Source organism: Kitasatospora sp. NPDC090091 (genome assembly GCF_044747365.1).
Lineage (GTDB): Bacteria > Actinomycetota > Actinomycetes > Streptomycetales > Streptomycetaceae > Kitasatospora.
In genome coordinates this window covers 221216-245807 of record NZ_JBIVDY010000005.1, presented here as the reverse complement: position 1 = coordinate 245807, position 24592 = coordinate 221216, and the positions used below count along the sequence as shown (strand labels likewise).

The 24592-nt window shown below is 71.8% G+C and carries 20 protein-coding genes; 12 read left to right on the top strand and 8 right to left on the bottom strand.

Annotated features, from left to right (window positions below; genetic code table 11):
• Nucleotides 1-336: 336 nt before the first annotated feature.
• From ACIPSC_RS10945 to ACIPSC_RS10935, 3 genes are all read left to right on the top strand, one after another.
• Nucleotides 337-1563 (top strand): ricin-type beta-trefoil lectin domain protein, encoded by a 1227-nt coding sequence (locus tag ACIPSC_RS10945; protein ID WP_400824736.1) that lies wholly within the window; start codon nucleotides 337-339, stop codon nucleotides 1561-1563.
• Between the two features lie 66 nt (nucleotides 1564-1629).
• Complete coding sequence (locus ACIPSC_RS10940) at nucleotides 1630-3108, top strand: LamG domain-containing protein (protein WP_400824735.1); 1479 nt, start codon at nucleotides 1630-1632, stop codon at nucleotides 3106-3108.
• Between the two features lie 138 nt (nucleotides 3109-3246).
• Nucleotides 3247-4947: a hypothetical protein gene (locus ACIPSC_RS10935; RefSeq protein WP_400824733.1), complete on the top strand. Its 1701-nt coding sequence runs from the start codon at nucleotides 3247-3249 to the stop codon at nucleotides 4945-4947.
• Between the two features lie 55 nt (nucleotides 4948-5002).
• Here ACIPSC_RS10935 and ACIPSC_RS10930 read toward each other — a convergent pair whose 3' ends face one another.
• A complete protein-coding gene (locus ACIPSC_RS10930) occupies nucleotides 5003-5497 on the bottom strand; it encodes a GNAT family N-acetyltransferase (protein ID WP_400824732.1) in 495 nt (164 codons plus the stop codon).
• 418 nt (nucleotides 5498-5915) lie between these two features.
• On the opposite strand from ACIPSC_RS10930, the gene ACIPSC_RS10925 reads away from it, so the two are divergent.
• Nucleotides 5916-6872, top strand: coding sequence for a helix-turn-helix domain-containing protein (locus ACIPSC_RS10925; protein ID WP_400824731.1), 957 nt, complete (start codon nucleotides 5916-5918; stop codon nucleotides 6870-6872).
• A gap of 50 nt (nucleotides 6873-6922) precedes the next feature.
• Here ACIPSC_RS10925 and ACIPSC_RS10920 read toward each other — a convergent pair whose 3' ends face one another.
• The 4 genes from ACIPSC_RS10920 to ACIPSC_RS10905 form a co-directional block, all read right to left on the bottom strand.
• Entirely contained in the window at nucleotides 6923-7732 is an 810-nt protein-coding gene (locus tag ACIPSC_RS10920) for a histidine phosphatase family protein (RefSeq protein ID WP_400824730.1), read from the bottom strand.
• Nucleotides 7733-7886: 154 nt separating this feature from the next.
• Nucleotides 7887-9500 (bottom strand): monocarboxylate uptake permease MctP, encoded by a 1614-nt coding sequence (gene mctP, locus ACIPSC_RS10915; RefSeq protein WP_400824729.1) that lies wholly within the window; start codon nucleotides 9498-9500, stop codon nucleotides 7887-7889.
• A complete protein-coding gene (locus ACIPSC_RS10910) occupies nucleotides 9497-9766 on the bottom strand; it encodes a DUF3311 domain-containing protein (protein ID WP_400824728.1) in 270 nt (89 codons plus the stop codon). Before ACIPSC_RS10910 ends, mctP begins: the two co-directional genes overlap by 4 nt.
• Before the next feature lie 318 nt (nucleotides 9767-10084).
• Nucleotides 10085-10876, bottom strand: a complete 792-nt coding sequence (locus ACIPSC_RS10905) for a GntR family transcriptional regulator (protein ID WP_400824727.1) — start codon at nucleotides 10874-10876, stop codon at nucleotides 10085-10087.
• Nucleotides 10877-11212: 336 nt separating this feature from the next.
• Here ACIPSC_RS10905 and ACIPSC_RS10900 point away from each other — a divergent pair, with 336 nt between their 5' ends.
• From ACIPSC_RS10900 to ACIPSC_RS10870, 7 genes are all read left to right on the top strand, one after another.
• Nucleotides 11213-12505, top strand: coding sequence for an extracellular solute-binding protein (locus ACIPSC_RS10900; protein WP_400824726.1), 1293 nt, complete (start codon nucleotides 11213-11215; stop codon nucleotides 12503-12505).
• Between the two features lie 89 nt (nucleotides 12506-12594).
• Nucleotides 12595-13617 (top strand): carbohydrate ABC transporter permease, encoded by a 1023-nt coding sequence (locus ACIPSC_RS10895; RefSeq protein WP_400824725.1) that lies wholly within the window; start codon nucleotides 12595-12597, stop codon nucleotides 13615-13617.
• The gene (locus ACIPSC_RS10890) at nucleotides 13614-14444 is read left to right on the top strand and encodes a carbohydrate ABC transporter permease (protein ID WP_400824724.1); all 831 of its coding nucleotides are present in this window, start codon (nucleotides 13614-13616) and stop codon (nucleotides 14442-14444) included. The genes ACIPSC_RS10895 and ACIPSC_RS10890 overlap by 4 nt, the downstream gene beginning before the upstream one ends.
• Before the next feature lie 6 nt (nucleotides 14445-14450).
• The gene (locus ACIPSC_RS10885; protein WP_400824723.1) at nucleotides 14451-16004 is read left to right on the top strand and encodes a glycoside hydrolase family 3 protein; all 1554 of its coding nucleotides are present in this window, start codon (nucleotides 14451-14453) and stop codon (nucleotides 16002-16004) included.
• A 416-nt stretch (nucleotides 16005-16420) separates the two neighbouring features.
• Nucleotides 16421-17737: a sugar transporter gene (locus tag ACIPSC_RS10880; RefSeq protein WP_400824722.1), complete on the top strand. Its 1317-nt coding sequence runs from the start codon at nucleotides 16421-16423 to the stop codon at nucleotides 17735-17737.
• 216 nt (nucleotides 17738-17953) lie between these two features.
• Nucleotides 17954-19012, top strand: coding sequence for an SIS domain-containing protein (locus tag ACIPSC_RS10875; protein WP_400824721.1), 1059 nt, complete (start codon nucleotides 17954-17956; stop codon nucleotides 19010-19012).
• 433 nt (nucleotides 19013-19445) lie between these two features.
• Complete coding sequence (locus tag ACIPSC_RS10870) at nucleotides 19446-20966, top strand: sensor histidine kinase (RefSeq protein WP_400824720.1); 1521 nt, start codon at nucleotides 19446-19448, stop codon at nucleotides 20964-20966.
• A 432-nt stretch (nucleotides 20967-21398) separates the two neighbouring features.
• Here ACIPSC_RS10870 and ACIPSC_RS10865 read toward each other — a convergent pair whose 3' ends face one another.
• Nucleotides 21399-21650, bottom strand: a complete 252-nt coding sequence (locus ACIPSC_RS10865) for a WhiB family transcriptional regulator (protein ID WP_014138019.1) — start codon at nucleotides 21648-21650, stop codon at nucleotides 21399-21401.
• Between the two features lie 366 nt (nucleotides 21651-22016).
• A complete protein-coding gene (locus ACIPSC_RS10860) occupies nucleotides 22017-22988 on the bottom strand; it encodes a diacylglycerol/lipid kinase family protein (RefSeq protein ID WP_400824719.1) in 972 nt (323 codons plus the stop codon).
• A 50-nt stretch (nucleotides 22989-23038) separates the two neighbouring features.
• On the opposite strand from ACIPSC_RS10860, the gene ACIPSC_RS10855 reads away from it, so the two are divergent.
• A complete protein-coding gene (locus tag ACIPSC_RS10855) occupies nucleotides 23039-23467 on the top strand; it encodes a hypothetical protein (protein ID WP_238865352.1) in 429 nt (142 codons plus the stop codon).
• A 69-nt stretch (nucleotides 23468-23536) separates the two neighbouring features.
• Here ACIPSC_RS10855 and ACIPSC_RS10850 read toward each other — a convergent pair whose 3' ends face one another.
• Nucleotides 23537-24529 (bottom strand): RNA polymerase sigma factor SigF, encoded by a 993-nt coding sequence (locus ACIPSC_RS10850; protein ID WP_400824718.1) that lies wholly within the window; start codon nucleotides 24527-24529, stop codon nucleotides 23537-23539.
• Nucleotides 24530-24592 lie beyond the last annotated feature (63 nt).

Here is a 24592-nt window from a genome sequence, read left to right as displayed (position 1 = left end):
TGGACCCGGGCGCTCGCGTCCGGCCGACTCCTGCGGCGTGAGGCGGCCGCCCTCCTACTGCCCGCGAGCTGTGCACTCTCGGTGACAGTCACGTCGCTCTCCCCCGGAAACCGTATTGAAGTGGTCCAAATCCACCCAAGGCCGTTCAGTGTGCGGCCACTGGGACGTCAGGATCGTACGGGACCGGCTCCGGCGGCTTCCCACCCTCCTCTCCGGCCGGGAGCCCGGAACCGGGATCGATCTCCGATCGTGATGTGGGGGCAGACGTATACGGTTGGCGGCCGCTGGGCCGTTCACCAGGACAGCTGGGCCATTCACCAGGAGAGGGAGGGCATCGTGGAGGGCACTGCCGCACGGTTGGCGCGGGGAGTGCGGGCGCTGCTCGCCCACGGCACGGTGGCCGTGCTGCTCCTCGGCTGCACGGCCGAGGCGACCCCGGCGCCCGCGCGGACCAGCGGGGTGGCCGGCGCCGACGACCCGGTGGACAGCGGCTCCGGCAAGCTCTGTTCGACCCCGGAGGTCCGGTTCCCGAAGCGGCTGGTCGACGGCGGCACCAGGGTGATCGAGACCAACCCGTGGAACTCCTCCGGCACGTTGTGCCTGGACACCCAGGGGACCGGCTTCACGGTGACGGAGGTGCGCGACCTCGCGCCCAAGACGCCGCTCGCCCCGGGCGCCTACCCCAACATCTCCACCGCCCCCGGCGCGAGCGGACTGCCCGTCCCGGTCAGCGCGCTGGGCGACGCGACCAGCGACTGGGACGCCACGGCCCAGACGACCGGCTCCTACAACGTCTCCTACGACCTCTGGTACGGGCCCAACCCCGACAACTGCGCCCCGGGCGAGAGCGCCGAGGTGATGATCTGGCTGGACTCCACCGACAGCGTCAAGCCGGCCGGTAGCAAGGTGACGGACGCCCAGACCCTGGGTGACGCCACCTACGACGTCTTCCAGGCGCCGATCACCGGCCCGCACAGCGTCATCAGCTACGTGCGGACGGCGAACACGCACAGCGCCCACGGGCTGAACCTGCGGCTCTTCACCGCCGACGCCCTGATCCGCGGCTACGTCCCGCCGGGGTCGTACCTGTGCCGGGTGCAGGCGGGCTTCGAGATCTGGAGCGGCGGCACCGGCCTGAAGAGCTGGGCGTTCGCCTTCCACAACAGAGTGGGCCTGCCGGCCGGCGAGGTGCCGGCCGGCGCGCCCGGGATCTGCCTGCGGCACGGCGGCGGGGGCCTGGCCGGGACGCCGGTGACGGTCGGCTCCTGCGGCGACCAGGCGGTGTCGACGGGCTGGACCGTCGGAAACGACGGCTCGCTGCGCGGCGGCGCAGCCTGTCTGGCGCCGGCCGAGGACGGCCGGACCGTGGCGCTGGCCCGCTGCACCGGCGGGGCTCCGCAGCGCTGGGCAGCCGGGCCCGGCCAGAGCCTGTTGCACATGGAGTCGGGCCAGTGCCTCAGCACGGTCGGCGGCGTCCTCGCGGACGGGACGGCGGTGACCCTCAAGCCGTGCGCGGGCGCGGTCGGGCAGAAGTGGAAGCTTCCGTACAACGGACTGGCGTAGGGCCGCCCCGTCAGCCGCAGCACCCTCCATGGGCGTTGGGGCACCGATGCCCTACCATTCCGACACATGAGCGATCGACCGGTACCGACTGGCGAGCCGGAGCAGACCCCGGGGTGGTCCCCGCAGCAGCCGCCGGCCGGAGCGTTCGGCCCGCCGGCGCCGGACGCCGCGCAGCCCGCGGCCGGTCCGGTGCCCCCGGCCGCCGTGCAGCCGCCGGCCGTTCCGGCGCCCGGTCCGGTGCCGGTTCCTGCTCCGGTGCCGCCGGTCTCGGTGCAGCCGCCGGCCGGTCCGATGCCCCCGGCAGGTCCGATGCCCCCGGCCGCGGTGCAGCCGCCCGCCGGTGTGCCGCAGCAGCCACCGGTCGGTGCGTTCGGCCCGCCGCCCGGCGCGCCGGTGCAGCCCGGGGCGCCCTTCCAGCCCGGCGCGCCCGTGCCGCCCGGCGTACCCGTTCAGCCTGCCGCGCCCGTTCAGCCTGCCGCGCCCGTGCAGCCCGGCGCGCCCGTGCCGCCGGCCGGCCTGATGCCGCCCGCGCCTGCGCCCGGGCAGCCTGCCGCGCCCGGTGCCCCCGGCTCTCCCGCACCGCAGTGGCCGCAGCCGCAGCCGCAGCAGAACGGCTTCCCGCCGCAGCAGACCGCCGCCACCCCGGACTGGGAGGCGCTGGCCGCCAGGAACGAGGAGCAGGCCAAGCGCAAGCGCCGGTTCCGGATCATCATGGCCGCGGTGGTCGTGCTGGTGGTCGGTGCCGCTGCCGCCGGCGGCGTGGTGCTGCTCAAGGACGACAAGAAGGACGACCCGGCGGCCCAGCCGTCCGCCGCCCCGACCGCCGAGGCGACGACCAAGGGCCCGAGCGCGACGCCGAGCGCCGCCCCGAAGCCCATCGCCGGCCCGCCCACCGTCGGCTCGCTGCCGGCGAGCAAGGGCGGGCCCGCCCTGGGCCTGGGCGCCGACGCCAAGACGGGCTCGGTGGCCGGGTTCCCCTCACAGGTCCTCAAGCTGCCCAGCGGACAGAACTCCTTCGCCCAGAGCGCCCAGCCGGTCGTCGACACCAACAAGAGCTTCACCGTGTCCGCCCGGGTGTTCGTCGACGTGCCGACCGGGGTCCGCTCCGCGGTCAGCCAGGGCGACGGCCCGTACTACTCCTTCTCGCTCGGCCGTGGCACGAACAACGGCCACGAGCTCTGGTACTTCAAGGTGCAGCTCCAGGGCGGCGGCTCGGCGATCGCCTGGGCCAAGGGCGACGCGACGGTCAACCAGTGGGCCCTGCTGACCGGCGTCTACGACTCCGCGGCCAAGCAGATCACCCTCTACGTCAACGGCGCCGCGCAGTCCTCGGCCCCGGCGGCCGGCGTGCAGAGCAGCGGTACCAACGCGCTCCAGCTCGGCCGGCTCAGCTCGAACGGGCAGTGGAGCGACCCCTGGCACGGGGCCGTCGCCGACGTCCAGACCTGGGACCAGGTGCTGCCGGAGGCCGACATCGTGAAGATCGTCGCGGGCCCCAGCTCGCCGCCGGCGATCCCGCCCACCGCGGGCTGGCTCACCGGCTGAGCCGGTCCCGCCGCGGGCCGACGCCCGCTGCGGACATCCACGGCGCCGGGGCTGCGGGCTGCCCCGGCGCCACTCGTCGTCCCGAGCCCGAGGCGTGCCGCACCGGGCGCGCGGTCCTGAGTTGAGGAGCAGTACCTGATGAGCGCCGACGGCCGTTGGATCCGGCCCGCGTCCACCCGGCGGCCCGTGCTCACCTCCGCGGGCGTCCGCCCGCCCGGTGCGGCGGGCCCGGGGGCGGGCCCGGGAAGCGGCGGACCGTCCGGGCGGTCCGGCGGCGAGCAGGCGTCCCGCGGACGCCGGCGGCGCACGGCGCAGCCGGCGGTCCGGATACCCCGGCCCGGCCTCAAGCCGGACCTGCTGCCGCTGCTGGCCGTGCTGCTCGTCCAGGGCGGGCTCTCGTTCCACCTGCTCGGCAGCAACACCGCCTTCGTGGACGAGGGCACCTACATCTACGCGGGCTACCAGGAGATCGCCAACCTCGCGCACGGCACCCCGGTCGCGACGTACGAGACGTTCTTCTCCGGCTCGCCGCTGATCTACCCGGTGGTCGTGGCGCTGGCCGACATGCTCGGCGGCCTGACCACCGCGCGGCTGCTGAGCATGGCGTTCATGCTCTCCGCCACCGTGGCGGTCCACCTGACGACCCGCCGGCTGCACGGCTCCCTCGCCGCCTTCTGCGCGGCGGCGGCCTTCGCCGCGCTCGGGCCCACCCAGTTCCTGGGCGGCCTGGCGACCTACGACTCGATGGCCCTCGCCCTGCTGGCCTGGGCCGGCTACCTCGCGGTGCGGCTGACCACCGGCGGCGGCTACCCCAGCCTGGTCCTGTCCGGCCTGTTGCTGGCGCTGGCCGGCTGCACCAAGTACGCGGCGCTGCTCTGGGTGCCGGTGGTGTGCGGGGTCGCGGTCTTCGCCGGTGCGGGCGGGGCGCCCGGCGCGTGGGCGCGGTGGAAGCGCGGGCTGCAGCTCCTGCTGGTCTTCGTGGCCGGGGTCGGCGTCGCGGCACTGGTGGCCGGCGAGCGCTACATCAACGGCTTCAACCACACCACGCTCAAGCGCGCCCCGGGGCACGACGCCTACTCGTACGTGGCCTCCGAGGCCGCCAAGTGGGTGGGCGCCCTGGTGGTGCTGGCGCTGGTCGGAGCGGTGGTGCAGCTGCTGGCCGCGCGCCGGCGCGGCGGCGCCGCGTGGTCCGAGGCCTGCCTGGCCGCCGTGCTGCTGACCGCCGGCGTGCTCGCGCCGGTGAACCAGATCCGCATCCACACCTGGCTCTCGCTGCAGAAGCACGTCGACTTCGGTGCCTGGTTCTCCTGCATCGTGGTGGGCGCGCTGCTCGCCCGGGTGGTCGTCCTGCTGAAGGACCGGATCCACGTCACGGCCGGGATCGTGGTCGCCGCCCTGGTGATCGGCCCGCTCGGCTGGGCGGGCTCGGCCCAGGGCCGGGAGATGTTCGGCGAGTGGTCGAACACCGAGTCCTTCGTGGCGGCGCTTGAGCCGTACGTCTCCAAGGGCACGGACCGGTACCTGGTCGAGAACTACAACGTGCCCGCCTACTACCTGCGCGAGTCGACCGACTGGCAGCAGTGGCACGACCTGGTGGCGGTCTACCGCAAGGACCCGGCCACCGGCAAGCAGCAGGTCGGGGTGCCCGCGATCCAGGCCGGCATCGAGGCGCACGAGTGGAAGGTGGTGGTGCTGGACTTCACCCAGACCGCCGCCACGGACAAGGCGATCCAGCCCACCCTCAAGGCCGCCGGGTACAAGGTGGTCACGGTGGTCCAGAGCGGTGCGCACGGCCGGTACACCATCTACGTCGCGCCGGGGCACGAGAAGAGGAAGTGACCCGCTCCGGGGCCGCGCGGGCCCCGGAGCCGGCGCGGCCGCCGTGGCCGAGCCGTCAGAAGGCCATCGTGTAGACCATCAGGTCCATCCCCGGGTACGGCGCCCAGTCCCGCTCGGGTGTGCGCCGGAACCCGAGCCGCTCGTAGATGCGGTGAGCGTTCGTCATGTCGGGGCGGGTGGAGAATGCCATCCCGGCCAGGCCGAGTTCGCGGCTGCGGCCGATGGCGGCGCGCACCAGCGCCTCGCCGACGCCCCGGCCGCGGGCGGCCGCGGCGGTGGCCAGCATCCGGATCTCGCCCTCGTGCGGGTCGGCGATGTCGGCCCACTCGGTGCCGCCCACGGCGAAGGTCACGCAGCCGAGGACGCTCCCCTCGACCGCGTCGACCGCGACGAGGAGCTCGGCCTCCCGGGACCGGCGGGCGGTGTCGCGCAGGAGGTCGACGTAGCCGCTCCCGGGCGAGGTGAAGCCGTCGCCGACGAAGGCTTCGACGGAGACCCGGCCGGCTGCTTCGAGGTCCTCTTCACGGGCGTGGCGGATGACGATGTCCATGCGGTCAGTGTGCCGGAGCCGTCGTGGCCGCCCGGGGCCGGGGCAGCGGACGGGTCGGCGGACGGGACGGCGGGCAAGGCGGCGGCCGGGTCGGCGGAGGGCCGGAGCGAGGCGGCCGGCATGGTGCCGTACAGCCGGTCGGGCAGGGCGGGGTCGACGGGGTAGCCGCCGGGGCGGTGCCAGTTGTCGCGGCCGGCGGCGGCGCCCCGGGCGACCTCGCGCCCGATCAGGCTGCCGAGCAGTCCGAAGCCGCCGACGGCCCCGGCGACGGCGAGTGCGCCGGCGATCGTGTCGGAGTCCATGGCTCCACTCTTCCGGCACGGCGGCCCGCCGACGAGTGGCAGGAATGCCTGATCACATCGAAAAACTGCCAGCCGACCCCTTCCCCGCGGCCGTGGGCCCGGGGCATCCTGACGGCATGCTGAAGAACGTGGTCGCGGTGGTGCTGGAGGAGGTCCACCCCTTCGAACTCGGGGTGGCTGCCGAGGTGTTCGGCCTGGACCGGAGCGACGACGGCCTGCCCCGGTACGACTTCGCCATCGCCGGAGCCCGCACCGGCCCGCACCGGACCCACGCCGGCTTCACCGTCGACGTCCCGCACGGTCCGGAGCGGCTGGCCGAGGCCGACCTGGTGGTGGTCACCGCCACCAGCCTCCGCGAGGGCTACCCCGAGCCGCTGCTGGACGCACTCCGGGCGGCGGTGGACCGCGGCGCCCGGGTGCTCTCCATCTGCAGCGGCGCCTTCCTGCTCGGCGCCGCCGGGCTGCTCGACGGCCGCCGCTCCACCACGCACTGGCGGCACGCCGACGAGCTGGCCGCCCGCCACCCGCTGACCACCGTGGAGCCGGACGTGCTCTACGTGGACGCCGACCCGGTGATCACCTCGGCCGGTACCGCGGCCGGCATCGACGCCTGCCTGCACCTGGTGCGCCGGCTCCAGGGCGCCGAGGTGGCCCGGGGGATCGCCCGTCGGATGGTGGTGGCCCCGCACCGGGAGGGCGGGCAGGCGCAGTTCGTCGACCGCCCGCTGCCGGAGGGGGACGGCGAGTCCCTCTCCCCGGTGCTGGACTGGATGCGCCACCACCTGGACCAGGAGTCCACCGTCGAGCAGCTGGCGGCCCGGGCGCACATGTCGCCGCGCACCTTCGCCCGCCGCTTCCAGCAGGAGACCGGGACCACCCCGCACCGCTGGCTGGTCGGGCAGCGCCTGCTGCTGGCCCAGCGGCTGCTGGAGTCGACCGCCGAGCCGGTGGACGCGATCGCCGCCCGCTGCGGCTTCGGCAACGCGGCGACGCTGCGCCACCACTTCGGCCGCAGGCTGGGCACGACCCCGCTGGCGTACCGCCGCTGCTTCGCCGAGCCGGCGGTCGGCTGACGCCCGGGCGGGCCGCCGGCCGCCCGGCCGAGGAGCCGCCCGACCGCCCGTCAGCCGGCCGCCAGGTGCCCGGTCTGGTTCCAGTGGTCCGGCCGAAGCCGCCCGCCCTCCGCCCGCCAGAGGCTGGTCGAGCAGTTGTTGACCGGCCCCAGCGCGGTCAGCTGCTCCTCGGTCAGCCGGTCCAGCGCGTAGCGGAGCATCAGCACCGTGCAGTCGTGTGCCACCAGCAGCACCGGCCGGCCGGCCTCCTCGGCGCAGACGTCGCGCAGCAGGCTGCGCACCCGCAGGGCGACGTCGGCCCAGGACTCCCCGCCCGGCGGGCGGTAGTACAGCTCGCCCATCTTGCGGCGTCTGGCCGCCTCCTCCGGGTACTTGGCCTCGATGGCGGCCTTCGGCAGCATCTCCAGGATGCCGAGCTCGCGGTCGCGCAGCCGCTCGTCGTAGCGGATGCCCAGCGAGACCGGTACCGCGCCCAGCCCGGCGGCCTGCGCCAGCGCGAACCGGGCCGTCTCCGCGGTGCGCACGTACGGCGAACACCAGACGCTGCGCGGCCGGTCGGCGCTGGGCAGGCCGGCCCACCAGCGCCCGAGCGCCTGGGCCTGCTGCTGTCCCTGCAACGAGAGCGGGATGTCGGCGTCCCGGCAGTTGATCGGCACGCTCAGTGCGCCGGCCGCCTCGGCCAGCTGGAACTCCACGTTGGCGGTGGACTCGCCGTGCCGGGTGGCGATCAGGACCGACGGCAGCGGGGTGGCCGCCGCGCTCCCGTTGGCGGTGGGGCCGGTGACGGCCGGGACGGGCGGCCCGCCGGCCGCGTGGGCGGAGTGGTGCTGGCCGTTGAGTGTGGTGCGGAGGTCTGCCATCGCCGCTGCTCCCCGTGGGTCGATCAGTTGCCGGCCGGCTGTCGGTCCGGTCTGGTGGTGCCCTGTGTGTGCGGCCGTTCATACATATGATCGCGCCGTCTCCTCCAGTGTTCACGGAGGAGACGGCACGATCACAGGGCGCGCGCAGGGGTTGTCAGTGCGCCGATACGGGCTCCGGCGCGTTCTTCAGCTCGTCGTCGCCGGTTTCGGCGCTGTAGTCGCCGGGGCGGGTCTCGTCCGGGCCCTCGGGCGCCTTGACCGCCTTCAGCACCAGCGTGAGCACCACGGCGACCAGCAGGTTGATCACGAACGCGGTCAGCCCGATGTAGCCGAGCTCGCCGATGCCGGGGATCTCGGCCGAGTTGCCGCCGAAGTGCTTGGTGGCGGGGCTGGCGATGTCGTACGCCTCCCAGGTGCCGTAGATCATGCCGACGGCCCAGCCGGCGAACAGCGCCCAGTGGTGGAACCAGCGGGTGAAGAGACCGCCGACGATCGAGACGAAGGTCTGCAGGATCCACAGGCCGCCGAGCAGCTGCAGGTTGATCGCCGCCTGCTTGTCCATGGTGAGCACGAAGACCAGCGCGCCGACCTTGACCAGCAGCGAGGCGATCTTGGCGACCCTGGTCTCGTCGGCCGGGGTGGCGGCCGGCTTCAGGAACTCCTTGTAGACGTTGCGGGTGAACAGGTTGGCCGCCGCGATCGACATGATGGCCGCCGGCACCAGCGCGCCGATCCCGATCGCCGCGAACGCCACGCCGGTGAACCAGTCCGGGAACATGTTCTCGAACAGCTGCGGCACGGAGAGCTGGGCGTTGAACTTCTTGTCGCCCTTGCCGATCCCGGCCGCGACCGCCATGAAGCCGAGCAGCGCCAGCAGGCCGAGCATCAGCGAGTACGCCGGCATGATCGCCATGTTGCGGCGCACGGTGTTGCGGGACTTCGAGGCCAGGACGCCGGTCACCGAGTGCGGGTACATGAACAGCGCCATCGCCGAGCCCAGCGCCAGCGTGGCGTACGTCCACTGCTTGTTCTCCGGCACGGTGAGCGAGCCGGCCGCCTTGGGGGCGCTGAACTTCTCGCCGACCGCGTCGAAGATGTGGCCGTAGCCGCCGAGCCGCATCGGGATGTAGATCACCGCGACGATGATCACGATGTAGATCAGGGTGTCCTTGACGAAGGCGATCAGCGCCGGCGCCCGCAGCCCCGAGGAGTAGGTGTACGCGGCCAGTACGCCGAAGGCGATGAACAGCGGCAGGTCCTTGACGAACCAGTTGGCGTTCTCGCCGCCGCCGACGCCCAGCACGTCCAGCACCGCCTGGATGCCGACCAGCTGCAGCGCGATGTACGGCATGGTGGCCAGGATGCCGGTCAGCGCGACCACCAGCGAGAGCGGCTTGGAGCCGTACCGCCCGCGCACGAAGTCGGCCGGGGTGACGTACCCGTGCACCCGGGAGACCGACCAGAGCCGCGGCAGGAAGAGGAAGACCAGCGGGTACGCGATGATCGTGTACGGGACGGCGAAGAAGCCCGCCGCGCCGGTCGCGTAGACGGCCGCCGGGACGGCCACGAAGGTGTACGCGGTGTAGAGGTCGCCGCCGAGCAGGAACCAGGTGACCCAGGTCCCGAAGCTGCGGCCGCCGAGGCCCCACTCGTCCAGGTGCAGGGCGTCGTCGGCCTTGCGCCAGCGCGAGGCGAGGAAGCCCATCACGGTGACCAGCAGGAAGAAGAGCACGAACACCGTCAGTGCCGGCACGTTGACGTCCTTCATCGCGCGCCACCCGCCTTCCGGACGGCCTTGCGGGCCTTCTCGTCCCGGTTGATCAGCAGGTAGGCGGCGACCGTGAAGACGGCCGAGACCGGCACCCAGAGCAGCTGGTACCAGTAGAAGAACGGCACCCCGCCCACCTCGGGGTCGGTCTTGTCGTACGAGGTCACCCAGAGCATGGCGACGATCGGCACGAGCAGGGCGAGCGCGGCCAGCACCCGCTCCGGCGTCACCGCCGGCACGGAGTCGGGGCCGGGTGGCTCGGGCATGACAGGTTCGGTGGCAGCGCGGTCTGTCGGCATGGTTCGGCTCCGCTCCGGAGGAGGGCTCACCCGGTCGGCGCCGCAGCCCCGAGAGGCCGCACAACCCCCCGGAACCCGCCGAGCAGCACCACTGGTGATCGGCAGTCAATACGGCTGCGAAATCTAGAGCATGGCGTGATCTCTGTCACCGGATTCGACGGAACTTCCCGCCATCCGGACGCACCGCGCGCCGCGGCGCGGCCCCGGGCGCCGCCCGGATGCGCGAAGGCACCGGCGTGCGCGGGCGCGCAGGCCGGTGCCCGGGAGCGGAGGGGGGAGCGGCGGCTACTCGGGGCGCTTGAGCCGGGTGATGAACTTGTAGCGGTCGCCGCGGTAGATCGAGCGCACCCACTCGACCGGGGCGCCCTCCGCGTCGAAGGAGTGCCGGGCGAGCTGGAGCATCGGCAGGCCGAGGTCGGAGCCGAGCAGCCCGGCCTCGCGCGGGGTGGCCAGCGTGGTCTCGATGGTCTCCTCGGCCTCGGCCACGGTGACCCCGTACACCTCGCGCAGGGCGGCGTACAGCGAGTTGTGCTTGGCCAGGTTGCGGCGCAGTGCGGGGAAGCGCTTGGCCGAGAGGTGGGCGACCTCGATGGCCATCGGGTCGCCGTTGGCCAGCCGCAGGCGCTCGATCCGCAGCACCCGGCCGCCGGGCTTGATGTCCAGCAGCGGCGCCAGCCGGTCGTCGGCGGTGATGTAGCCGATCTCGATCAGGCGGGAGGTGGGCTCCAGGCCCTGGGCGCGCATGTCCTCGGTGTAGGAGGTCAGCTGGAGGGCCTGGGCGACCTTGGGCTTGGCGACGAAGGTGCCCTTGCCCTGGATGCGCTCCAGCCGGCCCTCGACCACCAGCTCCTGGAGGGCCTGCCGGACGGTGGTGCGCGAGGTGTCGAACTGTGCGGCCAGCGCCCGCTCGGGCGGTACCGGGGTGCCGGCGGGCTGGGTCTCGGTGAGCTGGAGCAGGTGGCGCTTGAGCCCGTAGTACTTCGGGACCCGGGCGGTCTGGTCCGCGCCGGTCTGCGTCGGGAGGCTCTTCGCCTGGGGGTCGTTCACCTGGGCCGTGCTGCCCCCGTCGCTGCTCATCGGACCTGTCTCCCGCTTCTCGCGCGGCTCTTGGTGGCCGCGCCACATCGTTAACAGCTCACATCGTTGCATGTATGGCAACGGAACGAATACCTCATCACGCGATGAACGATGTGCGGTGTCGGCTTGATAACGGGTGGTCCTGATCGCATGAACAGCCGTTGACAGGCCCATTGGTCTAGGCCAAGCTCCAGGCATCTGGTCTACACCACTAGGCCGGTCACTATGAATCCCCCCACCCGTTCGCTGGGGTCCGCGGCACCATTTCTCCCGCCTTGCGTGGGTCTGCCGCAGCCACCCGACGGGGGCAATCCAGGCATCCCTCAGGAGGATGGCGTGAAGCGTCAGCTCATCGCGGCGGTCGGCGTCGCAGCAATGGTCGTCGGCGTGGCGGCTTGTGGTTCGGACGCCAAGTCCAGCGACGAGGGCAAGGGCGGCTCGTCCTCGGCCTCTGCGGGCGGCAAGAGCTACAGCGGCAAGACCCTGACCGTGTGGCTGATGGACGGCTCCGCCCCGAAGGGCTGGACGGAGTCGGTCAAGTCCGAGTTCGAGTCCACCTACCCGGGCGCCAAGGTCGACTTCCAGATCCAGAAGTGGAACGGCATCGGCGCGAAGATCACCACCGCGCTCTCCGAGGGCTCCGTCGACGTCCTGGAGCTCGGCAACACCCAGACCGCGGGCTACGCGGCCAGCGGCGGCCTGCTCGACATCACCAAGGACAAGGCCGCCCTGGGCGGCGCCGACTGGGCCGCCAACCAGAACGAGGCCGCGACCCTGGAGGGCAAGCAGTACGCCGCCCCGTGGTGGGTCTCCAACCGCGTGGTCACCTACAACAAGGACCTCTGGGCCAAGGCCGGCCTGAGCGCCGCCCCGAAGACCCTGGACGAGTTCTACGCCGACCTCGACAAGCTGAAGGCCACCGCGGGCGTCACCGACCCGATCTACATGCCGGGCCAGGAGTGGTACGTCTACTTCGGCCTCCTCTCCAGCGAGGGCGGCAAGCTGGCCAAGAAGGACGGCGACAAGTGGGTCGGCGGCCTGTCCACCCCCGAGGCGCAGAAGGCCTTCGAGACCTACAAGAAGCTGCAGAGCTACTCGGCCACCGGTCCGAAGGACAAGGACGAGGCCACTCCGCAGCAGAAGGAGGTCTTCGGCAAGGGTGACATCGGCACGATGATCAGCCTCGGCTGGGAGCTGCCGGAGGAGAAGGTCATGCCGAAGGACAAGATCGGCTTCTTCCCGCTCCCGGGCAAGACCGCCGACAAGTCCTCGGGCGTCTTCCTCGGCGGCTCGAACCTGGCCATCGCCCAGGCCAGCAAGAACTCCGACATGGCCAAGGACTTCCTGAAGGTCGCCCTCAACGACAAGAACGAGGGCCTGGTCGCCGCCGCCGGCTCCATCCCGAACAAGACCTCGCTGAACAGCCAGGTCGCCGGCGAGTTCGCCAAGGCCGCCCTCCCGGCGTCCGCCAACGGTGCGATCACCCCGAACACCCCCACCTGGGCGAACGTGGAGAACGAGCCGAACCCGATCAAGGAGTTCCTGACCGGCGCCCTGACCGGCGACTACGCGGCCGCTGCCAAGAAGGCCGACGACGAGATCGCGAAGCGTCTCAACCAGAAGCAGTAAGCAGGTGAGCGGCGTCGCTCACCGGCTCCCGGCGGGGGGCCGGTGGGCGGCGCCTGTCCGTCGTGGTCGGTAGCTAGGAAGAGAGAACGATGGCTGTGCATTCGGAGCGGGTGCAGACGCAGTCCCCGGAATCAGGGAAGGCTGCTGTGGCCAGTACTGACCAGACCGACGTCATCGTCGGCGGTGGTACCCCGAAGAAGAGCGGCAGACCGGTCGACCGGCGGGTCGGGCAGGCCGTCACCCCGTACCTGCTGCTGCTGCCGGCCATCGCGGTGACGCTGCTCCTGCTGGGGTGGCCGCTGCTCAAGACCGTGGTGGTGTCGTTCCAGAACCTCAACAAGCGGCAGGTGATCCAGCACCTGACCGAGTGGAACGGCTTCGAGAACTACACGGACCAGCTGACCAGCTCGGAGTTCTGGTCGGTCACCGGCCGGACGGTGGCTTTCACGGTGGTGAACGTCGTCCTGATCATGGTGTTCGGCACCCTGGTCGGCCTGCTGCTGGACCGGCTCGGCAAGCGGATGCGGCTGGCGCTCTCGCTCGCGCTGATCCTGGCCTGGGCGATGCCCGTGGTCGCCGCGACCACCGTCTACCAGTGGCTCTTCGACTCGCAGTTCGGCGTGGTCAACTGGCTCCTGGACAAGCTGGGCTGGCACGGGATGGCCCACTTCAACTGGACCAGCGGCCAGTACTCGACGTTCTTCGTGATCGTCCTGCTGATCGTCTGGGGCTCGATCCCGTTCGTGGCGTTCAACATGTACGCGGGCCTGACCACCATCCCGAAGGAGCTCTACGAGGCGGCTCGGATGGACGGCGCCGGCTCCTTCAAGATCTTCGGCGCGGTGATCTACCCGATCATGAAGCCGTTCTTCCTGGCGACGACCTTCCTCGAAGTCATCTGGGTCTTCAAGGCCTTCACGCAGGTCTACCTGATCAACAAGGGCGGCCCGGACGGGCTCACCCGGACCCTCCCGGTCCACGCCTTCCTGGAGGGCTTCGGATCGCAGCGCTTCGGCGTCGGCTCGGCGATCGCGGTACTCACCATCCTGATGCTGGGCGCGCTGATGGCGTACTACTTCCGGATCATTCTGAAGCAGGAGGACGAGCTGTGAGGCGCTCGCTCATCGGACGCACCTGGCCGAACGCGATCGCGGTCGTCCTCTTCGTCTTCTTCATCTTCCCCGTCTACTGGATGATCTCGACGGCCTTCAAGCAGGACAACGACATCATCAGCCGGACGCCGGTCTTCGTCCCGCTGGACGTGACCTTCGAGCACTTCGACAAGGCCGTCCACGCCCCCAAGTTCTGGACGTACGTCACCAACAGCCTCGTCGTCACGGTCGGCGCCGTGCTCGGCTCGCTGGTGATCGCGACCCTGGCCTCCTTCGCCATCGCCCGGATGCGCTTCCGCGGCCGCAAGAGCTTCGTCCTGGTCGTCATGGCGGCCCAGATGGCGCCCTGGGAGGTCATGATCATCGCGGCCTGGCTGCTGGTCCGCGACAACGACATGCTCAACAGCCTCGTGCCGCTGACCGCGTTCTACCTGATGATGGTGCTGCCCTTCACGATCTGGACGCTGCGCGGCTTCATCGCCGCCGTGCCCAAGGAGCTGGAGGAGTCGGCCATGGTGGACGGCTGCACCCGCACCCAGGCCTTCCTGAAGGTGATCTTCCCGCTGCTGGCCCCCGGTCTGATGTCGACCTCGCTGTTCGGCTTCATCACCGCGTGGAACGAGTTCCCGCTGGTCAACATCCTGAACAAGAAGGAGGAGTTCCAGACCCTCCCGCTCTGGCTCTCCTCGTTCCAGACCAACTTCGGCACCGACTGGGGCGCCACCATGGCCGCGTCCACCATGTTCGCGATCCCGATCCTGATCCTCTTCATCTTCCTGCAGCGCAAGGCCGTGGGCGGACTGACCGACGGCGCCGTGAAGGGCTGATCCCACGTGAGCATCCTCATCCCCACCCTGCCGGCCAGCGACCAGCTGCACCGGGACGCGCTGACCGTGCTGCAGCCCGGCTTCGTCGGCACCGAGCCCCCGGAGTGGGTCCGCCGCCACCTCGCCGCCGGCCTCGGCTCGGTCGCCCTGTTCGACCGCAACGTGACCGACCTGGAGCAGCTCTCCGCGCTCACCAGGGCGCTGCGCGAGGAGAACCCCGACCTCCTGATCGCGATCGACGAGGAGAGCGGCGACGTCACCCGCCTGGAGGCCGGCTCGGGCTCGTCCTGGCCGGGCAACTTCGCCCTCGGTGCGATCGACGACCCGGCGCTGACCCGGGACGTCGCCCGCGAGCTGGGCCGGGCGCTGGCCGCCGCCGGCGTGAACTACAACTGGGCGCCCACCGCGGACGTCAACTCCAACCCGCGCAACCCGGTGATCGGCGTCCGCTCCTTCGGCGCCGACCCGGAGCTGTGCGCCCGGCACACCGCCGCCTGGGTGGAGGGCCTGCAGTCGGCCGGCGTGGCGGCCTGCTCCAAGCACTTCCCGGGCCACGGCGACACCGCCGTCGACTCGCACCACGGCCTGCCGGTGATCGACGTCGACCTGGACGTGCTGCGCGCCCGTGACCTGATCCCGTTCCAGGCCGCGATCGCCGCCGGGACCAAGGCCGTGATGACGGCCCACATCATGATCCCGGCGCTCGACCCGAAGCTGCCGGCCACGCTCAGCCCGCTGGTGCTGCGCGACCTGCTGCGGGCGGCCCCGGAGGACGGCGGCCTCGGCTACCAGGGGCTGATCGTCAGCGACGCGATCGAGATGGGCGCCATCGCCGACACGTTCGGCATGGGCGAGGGCACCGTGCTGGCCCTGGCGGCCGGTGCGGACGCGATCTGCGTCGGCGGCGGCCTGGCCGACGAGGAGACCGTGCTGATGCTGCGCGACGCCATCGTGGCGGGCGTGCAGTCCGGCCGGCTCGCCGAGGAGCGCCTCGCCGACGCCGCCGCCCGGGTGCGCTCGCTCGGCAGCTGGGGCCGGATCGCGGCCCAGGCCGAGCGGCCGGAGCCGGACCTGGCGGTCGGCCTGCGGGCCGCCCGCCGCGCGCTGCGGGTGGTCCGGGCGCCGGGCCGGGTGGTCCGGCCGGTGACCGAGCGCCCGTACGTGGCCTCGTTCGCCGACGAGCCGAACATCGCCGTCGGCGACGTCACCCCCTGGGGCGTGGCCGACATGCTGGCCGACCGCTTCCCCGGCACCCGCACCCGCTCGGTCCGGCCGCAGGACGCCGCACCGGAGCAGCTGGACGCGCTGATGGCCGAGGTGCTGGCCGGTGCCGAGGACCGCAGCCTGGTGCTGGTGGTCCGGGACGCCCACCGGCACGAGTGGATGGCCGCCGCGCTGGCCCGCCTGGTGGCGGCCCGGCCGGACGCCGCGGTGGTCGAGATGGGGCTGCCGCAGTCCGAGCCGGTCGGCGCCCTCCACATCGCCACCCACGGCGCCGCCCGCGTCTGCGGTCTGGCGGCCGTGGAGGTGCTCACCGGGCAGCCGGGAGCGATCGGCTGAGCCGTCGTCGGAGGGCGTGCCGGGGTGCCGCCGGGCACCCTTCGGAACGGGCCCGCCATGCGCATGCCGCATGGCGGGCCCGTTCGCGTTCCACCCCGGTTGACCTGCGGTTTCCCCGCCTGTCGGTGCTCCCTCAAATCGCCCTTAAGGCAGCCTTAAATTCCACTTAGGGTAGTGAACCGGCAACGCATCGCCACGCGGTACAACAGGTTGGCAACGCCCTTGGCGGGCAGGCCATTTGGCGTTGACACCGCGAGTGGTCTAGGCCAGGCTCCACTGCATCCGGTTCGAACTCAAACATCACCGGATGTGGTATCAGCCCTTCCCGCACTATGCCGCCCCTTCCCGGAGACCACTCCCGGCGGGCGCCCACGCTGCCGGCGGGCACCCAGCTCTAGCACTCTCGGAGGGATGGCGTGAAGAAGCGTCAGCTCGTGTCCGCGTTCGGGACCACGGCGCTGGCCGTCGCCCTGACGGCCTGTTCCTCGACCGGCTCGCCGTCGGGCGGCACCAGGAGCGGTACGGCGGACCCGAAGTCCGCGACCGGAACGGTCACCGTCTGGCTGATGGAGGACGCCCAGAAGAACTGGCCCGACCTCGTCCAGCGGGTCAACGACCAGTTCGCCGCGAAGTACCCGAACGTCACGCTGAAGCTGGCGTACCAGGGTTGGGCCGACAAGGTCACCCGGTTCGACAAGGCGCTCGCCGAGGGCTTCGCCCCGGACGTGGTGGAGCTCGGCAACACCGAGACCATGAAGTACATCCTGTCCGGCGCGCTGGCCCCGGTGGAGCGCAGCAGCTTCGACAACTCCGACGCCTGGATCAAGGCGCTCGCCAACACCTGCACCTACCAGGACAAGCTCTGGTGCGTGCCGTACTACGCGGGCGCCCGGGTCGCCATCTACAACGCGACGGCCTTCCAGACCGCCACCGGGAACACGGAGTTCCCCAAGACCGAGGACGAGCTGAAGGCGGCGCTCGACCGGGTCGCGGACAAGAACAAGTCCGACAAGACCTACTCGGCGCTCTACCTGCCCGGCCCGTACTGGTACGCCGCGATGAGCTACGTCTCCGCGTACGGCGGTGCGATCGCCCGCTTCGACAGCAGCGGCAACTGGCACGGCACCCTCAACGACCCGAAGTCCCAGCAGGGCATCGCCCACTTCGTCGACCTGGTGCGCAAGTACAACAAGGGCGACCTCGCGGTCAACGAGCTCAACCAGTTCGAGGCGATGGCCCGCGGCCACGCCGGCGCCTTCTACGGCAACCCCTTCGAGGCGGCCAGCGTCACCGCGCCGGTGACCGGCGACCCGACCCTCAAGGACGCGGTCAAGATGGCCACCATGCCCGGCCCGGGCGGCAAGCCGCTGCCGACCTTCATCGGCGGCTCGGACCTCGCCGTCACCGCGAAGTCCCCGGTCTCCGCGCTGGCGGCGGACTGGATCCGGATGTTCACCGGCACCAAGTCCCAGCAGGCGCTGGCGGACCGGGACATCCTGCCGAACAACCTGACCCAGCTGGGCCCGCTGAAGAACAAGCCGGCCACCGCCGCCGCGGCCAACGCGGTGCCGGACGCCTGGTTCACCCCGCTGGCACCGGGCTGGGGCGCGATCGAGAAGCAGAAGGTCCTTCCGGACATGCTCACCGCGATCCTGAAGAACAACAAGCCGATCGACCAGGCCACCAAGGACGCGGACGCCGCGATCGACCAGCTGATCAACAAGGCGGGCTGACCCGCCGCCGCGCAGCCGCGGGGGCCCGCCCGGGCCCCTCCCCACCGGCGGGGGAGGGGCCCGGGCCGGCGCCTCGACTGTGCTCCCGGGTGGCGGTCCCCGTAGGATTGCCGCAGGAAACACCGCAGCGAGTGTGCGGACTCGCCGCCGTAGAGGTCCCCACCGGGCATCCCCGCCCGCGTGGGGTAGAACCATCTCATCGGAGGCACACCCAAGATGTCCGACACGCAGACTGTCCCCGTCCCCGGCCGGATCATGGCGGCGGAGATGGCCGAGCAGCCGGCCGTCCTCCGGCGCATCCTCGACGAGGGCGCGCCGAAGATCTTCGACATCGCGGCCGAGATCGCCGCCCGCAACCCGCGGTTCGTCCTGCTGACCGCCCGCGGCACGTCCGACAACGCGGCGCTCTACGCGAAGTACCTGATCGAGATCCTGCTCGGCAAGCCGGCCGGCCTGACCTCGATGTCGACCACCACCGCGTACGGGGCCAAGCCGGACCTCACCGACGTGCTGGTGATCACCGTCAGCCAGTCCGGCGGTTCGCCGGACCTGGTGGCCTCCACCAAGGCGGCCCGCGAGGCCGGCGCCATCACCCTGGCCGTCACCAACAACGCGTCCTCGCCGCTGGCCGAGGTCTCCGAGTTCCACATCGACGTGCTGGCCGGCCCGGAGAAGGCGCTGCCCGCCACCAAGACCTACACCGCCGAGCTGCTGGCGCTCTACCTGCTGGTCGAGGGCCTGCGCGGCGGCGACGGCGCGGCCGCGAAGGAGCTGCCGTCGCTGGCCGCCGGCATCCTGGCCCGCCAGGCCGAGGTGAAGGCCCTGGCCGAGCGCTACCGCTTCGCCCAGCGCCTGGTCATCACCTCGCGCGGCTACGGCTACCCGACCGCCCGCGAGGCGGCGCTGAAGCTGATGGAGACCACCTACATCCCGGCCTCCCCGTTCTCCGGCGCGGACCTGCTGCACGGCCCGCTGGCCATGGTGGACAACGTCTCCCCGGTCATCGCGATCGTGCCGGACGGCAAGGGCGGCGAGGCCCTGCAGCCGGTCCTGGACCGCCTGCGCGGCCGCGGCGCGGACCTGGTGGTCATCGGCCAGCAGGAGCAGGTGGACGTCGCCTCGGCGGGCTTCGCGCTGCCGGCCGGCGTGCCCGAGGAGGTCCAGACGATCCTGGAGATCCTGCCGCTGCAGCTGCTGGCCTACGAGGTCACCATCGCCCGCGGCCAGGACCCGGACGCCCCCCGCGCCCTCGCCAAGGTCACCGAGACGCACTGACACTCTCCGAGTAAGGCCGAGCCCCCGTCCACAGGCTGTGGACGGGGGCTCGGCCTTTGAGCGGCTGGGGAAGCCCGGGTGCGCACCCCGCCGGGAGGCGGAAAGCACTACGGGCCACGGCGCCGACACGGGACCCTCAACCCGTGCGGCACCGCAGCCCGGAGCTGTCGTCGGGCGCCGGGGCCGGTCGAGGACTGTGCGGGGTCCTCGCTCGGTGGCGTCCGACCGAGGAGAAGCCGTGCGCGGGTCAGGGCAGTTGCGCGGTGGGCTTCTCCTTGGTGCCCTTCCATTGTGGACTAGACCAATCTGGGTTGTCCAGGGATCCCCGGAAATTGGTCTGGACAACTCACCGTCCCGCGAGAGGCCCGTCGCACCCCCCCCCGCGGGCGGGTGCGAGGGGCCCGCCGGCCCGGCCTGGAGCTACGCTCGCCATGTGCCCTCGCTGAACGAACTCGTCCGCCGCCACACCACCCTGACCGGTGCCGATGTGGAGTGGCTCCACATGCTGGTCTCGGAGTGGCAGCTGCTCTCCGACCTCTCCTTCGCCGACCTCGTCCTGTGGATCCCCACCTGGGACGGCATCCGCTACGTCTCGGTGGCCCAGATGCGGCCCAACACCGGGCCCACGTCCTACCAGGACGACATGGTCGGCCACCTCGTCCCCCGCGGGCGCCGCCCGCTGCTGGACGCCGCCTTCGACGAGGGGCGGATCGTGCGCGAGGGCGACCCGGAGTGGCGCGAGGAGGTGCCGGTGCGGGTCGAGTCGATCCCGGTCCGGCGCGAGGGCAAGGTGCTCGGGGTGATCGCCCGGAACACCAACCTGCTGACCGTGCGCACCCCCAGCCGGCTGGAGCTCACCTACCTGCAGAGCGCCTCCGACCTGGCCCAGATGATCGCCGCCGGGGCGTTCCCGTTCCACGGTGTCGAGCAGGCCGACATGGACGCCGCGCCCCGGGTGGGCGACGGCCTGATCCGGCTGGACGCCGACGGCATCGTCACCTACGCCAGCCCCAACGCGCTCTCCGCCTACCACCGGCTCGGCCTCACCACCGATCTGGTCGGCAGCCACCTCGGCCGCGCCACCGCCGAGCTCGCCCCGCCGTCGCGCGCGGCCGTGCACGAGGCGCTGGTGAAGCTGGCGAGCGGCTGGGCGCCGCGGCAGACCGAGGTCGAGGCCCAGGGCGGCGTGGTCACCCTGCGGGCCATCCCGCTCAAGCCCAAGGGCACCCTGACCGGTTCGCTGGTGCTCTGTCGCGACGTCACCGAGCTGCGCCGGCGCGACCGCGAGCTGATGACCAAGGACGCCACCATCCGGGAGATCCACCACCGGGTGAAGAACAACCTGCAGACGGTGGCCGCGCTGCTGCGGCTGCAGTCCCGCCGGATGGACTCGGAGTCCGGCCGGGCCGCGCTCGACGAGGCGGTCCGCCGGGTCGGCTCGATCGCGATCGTCCACGAGACGCTCTCCCAGGCGCTGGACGAGCAGGTCGCCTTCGACGAGATCGCCGACCGGGTGCTGGCGATGGTGATGGAGCTCTCCCAGGACGGCCGGGTGACGACCCGCCGCAGCGGCAGCTTCGGGATCCTCTCCGCCGAGGTGGCCACCCCGCTGGCGATGGTGCTGACCGAACTGCTGCAGAACGCGCTGGAGCACGCCTTCGGCCCGTCCGCCTCCGGCCACCTGGAGGTCAGCGCGCTGCGCGGGCGTGCGCCGGCCACCGGCATGGGCTGGTCGGACAGCTGGAACGGCGGGGCCCGGCCGGAGGAGTACCTGCTGATCACCGTGCAGGACGACGGCAAGGGCATGCCGGAGGGGTTCGACCCGCAGCAGGCGGGCAACCTCGGTCTGCAGATCGTCCGCACCCTGGCCACCGGGGAGCTCGGCGGCACCTTCGACATGGTGGCCGGTCCGAACGGCGGCACCAAGGTGGTCCTGGAGATCCCGGTGCGCTGAGGCGGGGGCGGGGCGCGCACCGGGCGGGGGAGCCGGGTGCGCGCTTCCGCGCAACCACACGGTGCGGCGGCCTGCGGGCGGCCGGGCTGCCGGCGAGGACCGGGCGGTCGGCCGCAGAGACAGAAACGAGGCCCTGTCGACCGGGGGGGGGTGGGTCGACAGGGCCTCTCAACCCGTTCCGGCCGTCGGGGGGAGTCGGCCGGAACGGGGGCTCTGGGTAGTGCGACACCCCACCGGTGCGTTGCACACGGTGAGCGCCACAGCTCCACAATATTGCTCTAAGTGAACAGTATCAAGTGGCTGGGCGGCCCGGTGTCGCAGGACCTCGTCGAGCAAGGTCCTTTGTACGGAAGGCTTCGCCAGGAAGTGCAGGGAAGCCCTTGATCATGTGTTGATCGGTCCTGCGGTCACAGCCGGTACTACGGCGTGTGATCAGGCGGTGCGGGCGCGGTTGCGGGCAGCACGGCGCTTCATCGCGCGACGCTCGTCCTCGCTCATACCGCCCCAGACGCCGGCGTCCTGGCCGGTCTCGAGCGCCCACTGGAGGCACTGCTCCATGACCGGACAGCGGCGGCACACGGCCTTGGCTTCCTCGATCTGCAGCAGAGCAGGACCGGTGTTCCCGATCGGGAAGAACAGCTCCGGGTCCTCTTCGCGGCAGACAGCGCGGTGGCGCCAGTCCATGGTCGTCCAACTCCTCCTGCCGACGGGGGTGGCCCGGCGGCACAATCGATGGCTTGTGAATGTGAACGCTTTCACGAATCCCGCAACAGCAAAAGAGACCAAAGGCCCACCGGGCCCGGGAGGTCTGTGCTGGGGAGGGATTCGGCGATTCGAGGGACACTCCGCGGTCGGCCTCCGTCGGTCCGAGGTTGCCGTCGCTGCGATGTGTCCCGATCGCCATGTAGAGGTTCGCAAACCTCGGGCCCGGATACAACCCCCTTCAGGGAGGAATTTTTGATTCTTCGGTGTCGCCTAGCTCACAGCCAGTACTTCTATGGAGTGAAGGGGGCTTGTGCGTTCGAGAAGAAGGGCGAACCCCCCTTCCGGTCACACAATCACACGCAGTGCCCGCCGTACGCCTGTGAAACTGACGCGACTCCTGTCTCCAAGGTGGTCCCCATCGACCTGAAACGGGGCCGGTTCCTGTGAAACCAAGGTGAAGTGCCGGGCGTCGTGGTAGGAAACGACGTGCTTGCCCGACGGGCCGACCGGGGCGGAGCCGTCGCTCGAAGCGCTGTGCGACCGCAGGATCTGACGGACCGTTCGAGCCGTGCCGAACGCCGTCATCCGGGTGATCCCGAAGACGTCGAGATCCGTGTCGAAGGAGGCGAGCGGGGAGGGGTAGACCGGCCGGTTGCCGAGGAACGTCCAGGGGGACGTGTTGCTGACTATGGCCAGCACCAGGCCCGGCACCGGCTCGTGGCCCGGCATTTCCAGGGTGACCGGGCCCGATCGACGCTGCTCACGCTGGGTGACGTAGTGCCGGAGCGCCTGCCCCACGTAGAGCGCGTGGGTGGACCTGCGCCCCGCCCGGCGCTGCTCCTCCACCCGGCCGACCACGCCGGCGTCGAAGCCCAGGCCGGCCGTGAACGTGAACCAGCGGTCCGGCAGCCCGTCCGTCATCGCCTTGCCCAGGCCGATCGGCCGCTCCCGGCGGGCCTCCAGGGCGTTCAGCAGGGCCCCGGTCGCCTCCACGGGGTCGTTGGGCAGGCCCAGCGCGCGGGCGAACACATTGGTCGAGCCACCGGGCACCACGGCCAGCCGGGGGACCTTCTCGCCCGGGCCGTGCGAGAGCAGACCGTTGACCGTCTCGTTGACCGTGCCGTCGCCCCCCAGCGCCACCACCAGGTCGACCGTGCCGTCCTCCGCCGCCTCCCGGGCCAGGTCGCGCGCGTGACCCCGGTACTCGGTCTGCGCCACCTCCAGCTTGAGGTCGCTGCGCAGGGCGTGGATCAAGACATCCCTGGTGCGGCCACTGGTGGTGGTCGCTTTCGGGTTGACGACCAGGAGAGCGCGCATGTGCTCAGCCTACGGGTCGGTACGGACCGGGCGGCGGCTACCCTGCTGGAGTGACCGCAGAATCCTCCGCACCCGCACCCACGCCCGGCAGCGACCGGCCGGCCGCCCTGGTCGTGGGCGCCGCCATCACCGCCCTGGCGGGCGCCGCGCTGGCCGTCGTCGGCGTCTGGGACATGGTGTCCGCGCTGTCCGGCCAGGAGAAGCAGCTCGCCCTGAACGAGTTCGGCGGCCTGGTGATCGTGCTGCTCGGCGCGCTGCCGATACTGGCCGCCCGGGCGCTCCTGAAGGGCCGGCGCTGGGGCCGCAGCCCGGCCGTGCTGACCAACTCGATCTGCCTGCCCGTGGCGTACTACATGTGGCAGAGCGGCGGCGCCATGGCGGCCGTCGGGATCGGCGTCGGCCTGCTCGGCGCGGTCGGCATCGGCGCCCTGCTCAGCCCGAAGTCGACGGCGGCCCTCTACGCTCCGCACGAGGGCTGAGCACAGAGGGCCGCACGGCCGTTCACGACCGCTGAGCGGCCGTCAGGCACAGGGCGTGTCCGACACGCCCTACTCCTCCACCAGAAGCTTCTCCCGCAGCTGCGCCAGCGTGCGGGCGAGCAGCCGGGAGACGTGCATCTGCGAGATGCCCACCTCGGCGGCGATCTGCGACTGCGTCATGTTCCGGAAGAACCGCAGCACCAGGATCTTCTGCTCCCGGGGCGGCAGTTGGGCCAGCAGCGGCTTGAGCGACTCGCGGTACTCGACGCCCTCCAGCGCCTCGTCGGTGGCGCCCAGGGTGTCCGCGACGGCCGGCGACTCGTCGTCGCTGTCCGGCACGTCCAGCGACAGCGTGGAGTACGCGTTGGCGGACTCCAGGCCCTCCAGGACGTCCTCCTCGGAGATCCCCAGGTGCTCGGCGAGCTCGTGCACGGTGGGGGAGCGGCCGTGCCGCTGGGAGAGCTCGCTGGTCGCCGTGGTCAGCGACAGCCGCAGCTCCTGGAGCCGGCGCGGCACCCGGACCGCCCAGCCCTTGTCCCGGAAGTGCCGCTTGATCTCGCCGACGATGGTCGGCGTCGCGTAGGTGGAGAACTCGACCCCGCGCTCGTGGTCGAACCGGTCCACCGACTTGATCAGCCCGATCGTGGCGACCTGGGTGAGGTCGTCCAGCGGCTCGCCCCGGTTGCGGAACCGCCGGGCCAGGTGCTCCACCAGCGGGATGTGCATGCGCACCAGCTGGTTGCGCAGTTCCACCCGCTCCGGCGAGCCCTCGGGCAGCGCGGACAGCCGGACGAACAGCGCACGGGCCGCCTCCCGGTCCGGCGCGCCCGAGCGGTGCGGGCCCTGGGCGGGCACCGCGCCGCGCAGCGCCTCGGCCGCCGGGTCCTCCGGGGAGGGCGGGGGCGAGGGTGTCTGCGACGGTTCGGTCGGCTCGGTCGGCTGGCTCATCCGGTGGGCGTCCTTCGGGTGCGCGTCGTCGTTGGCGGCGAGGCCGGGAACGCTCGCCTGGGTCGGTACGGCAGGGCCCGCCGTCGCGAGGCCGGTACGGTCCAGATCACTCACGGCCATTCCCCCGTTCCGTTCCGGGAGCACCGGGACCGTGGCGGTCCCGGATTCGTCTTGTGG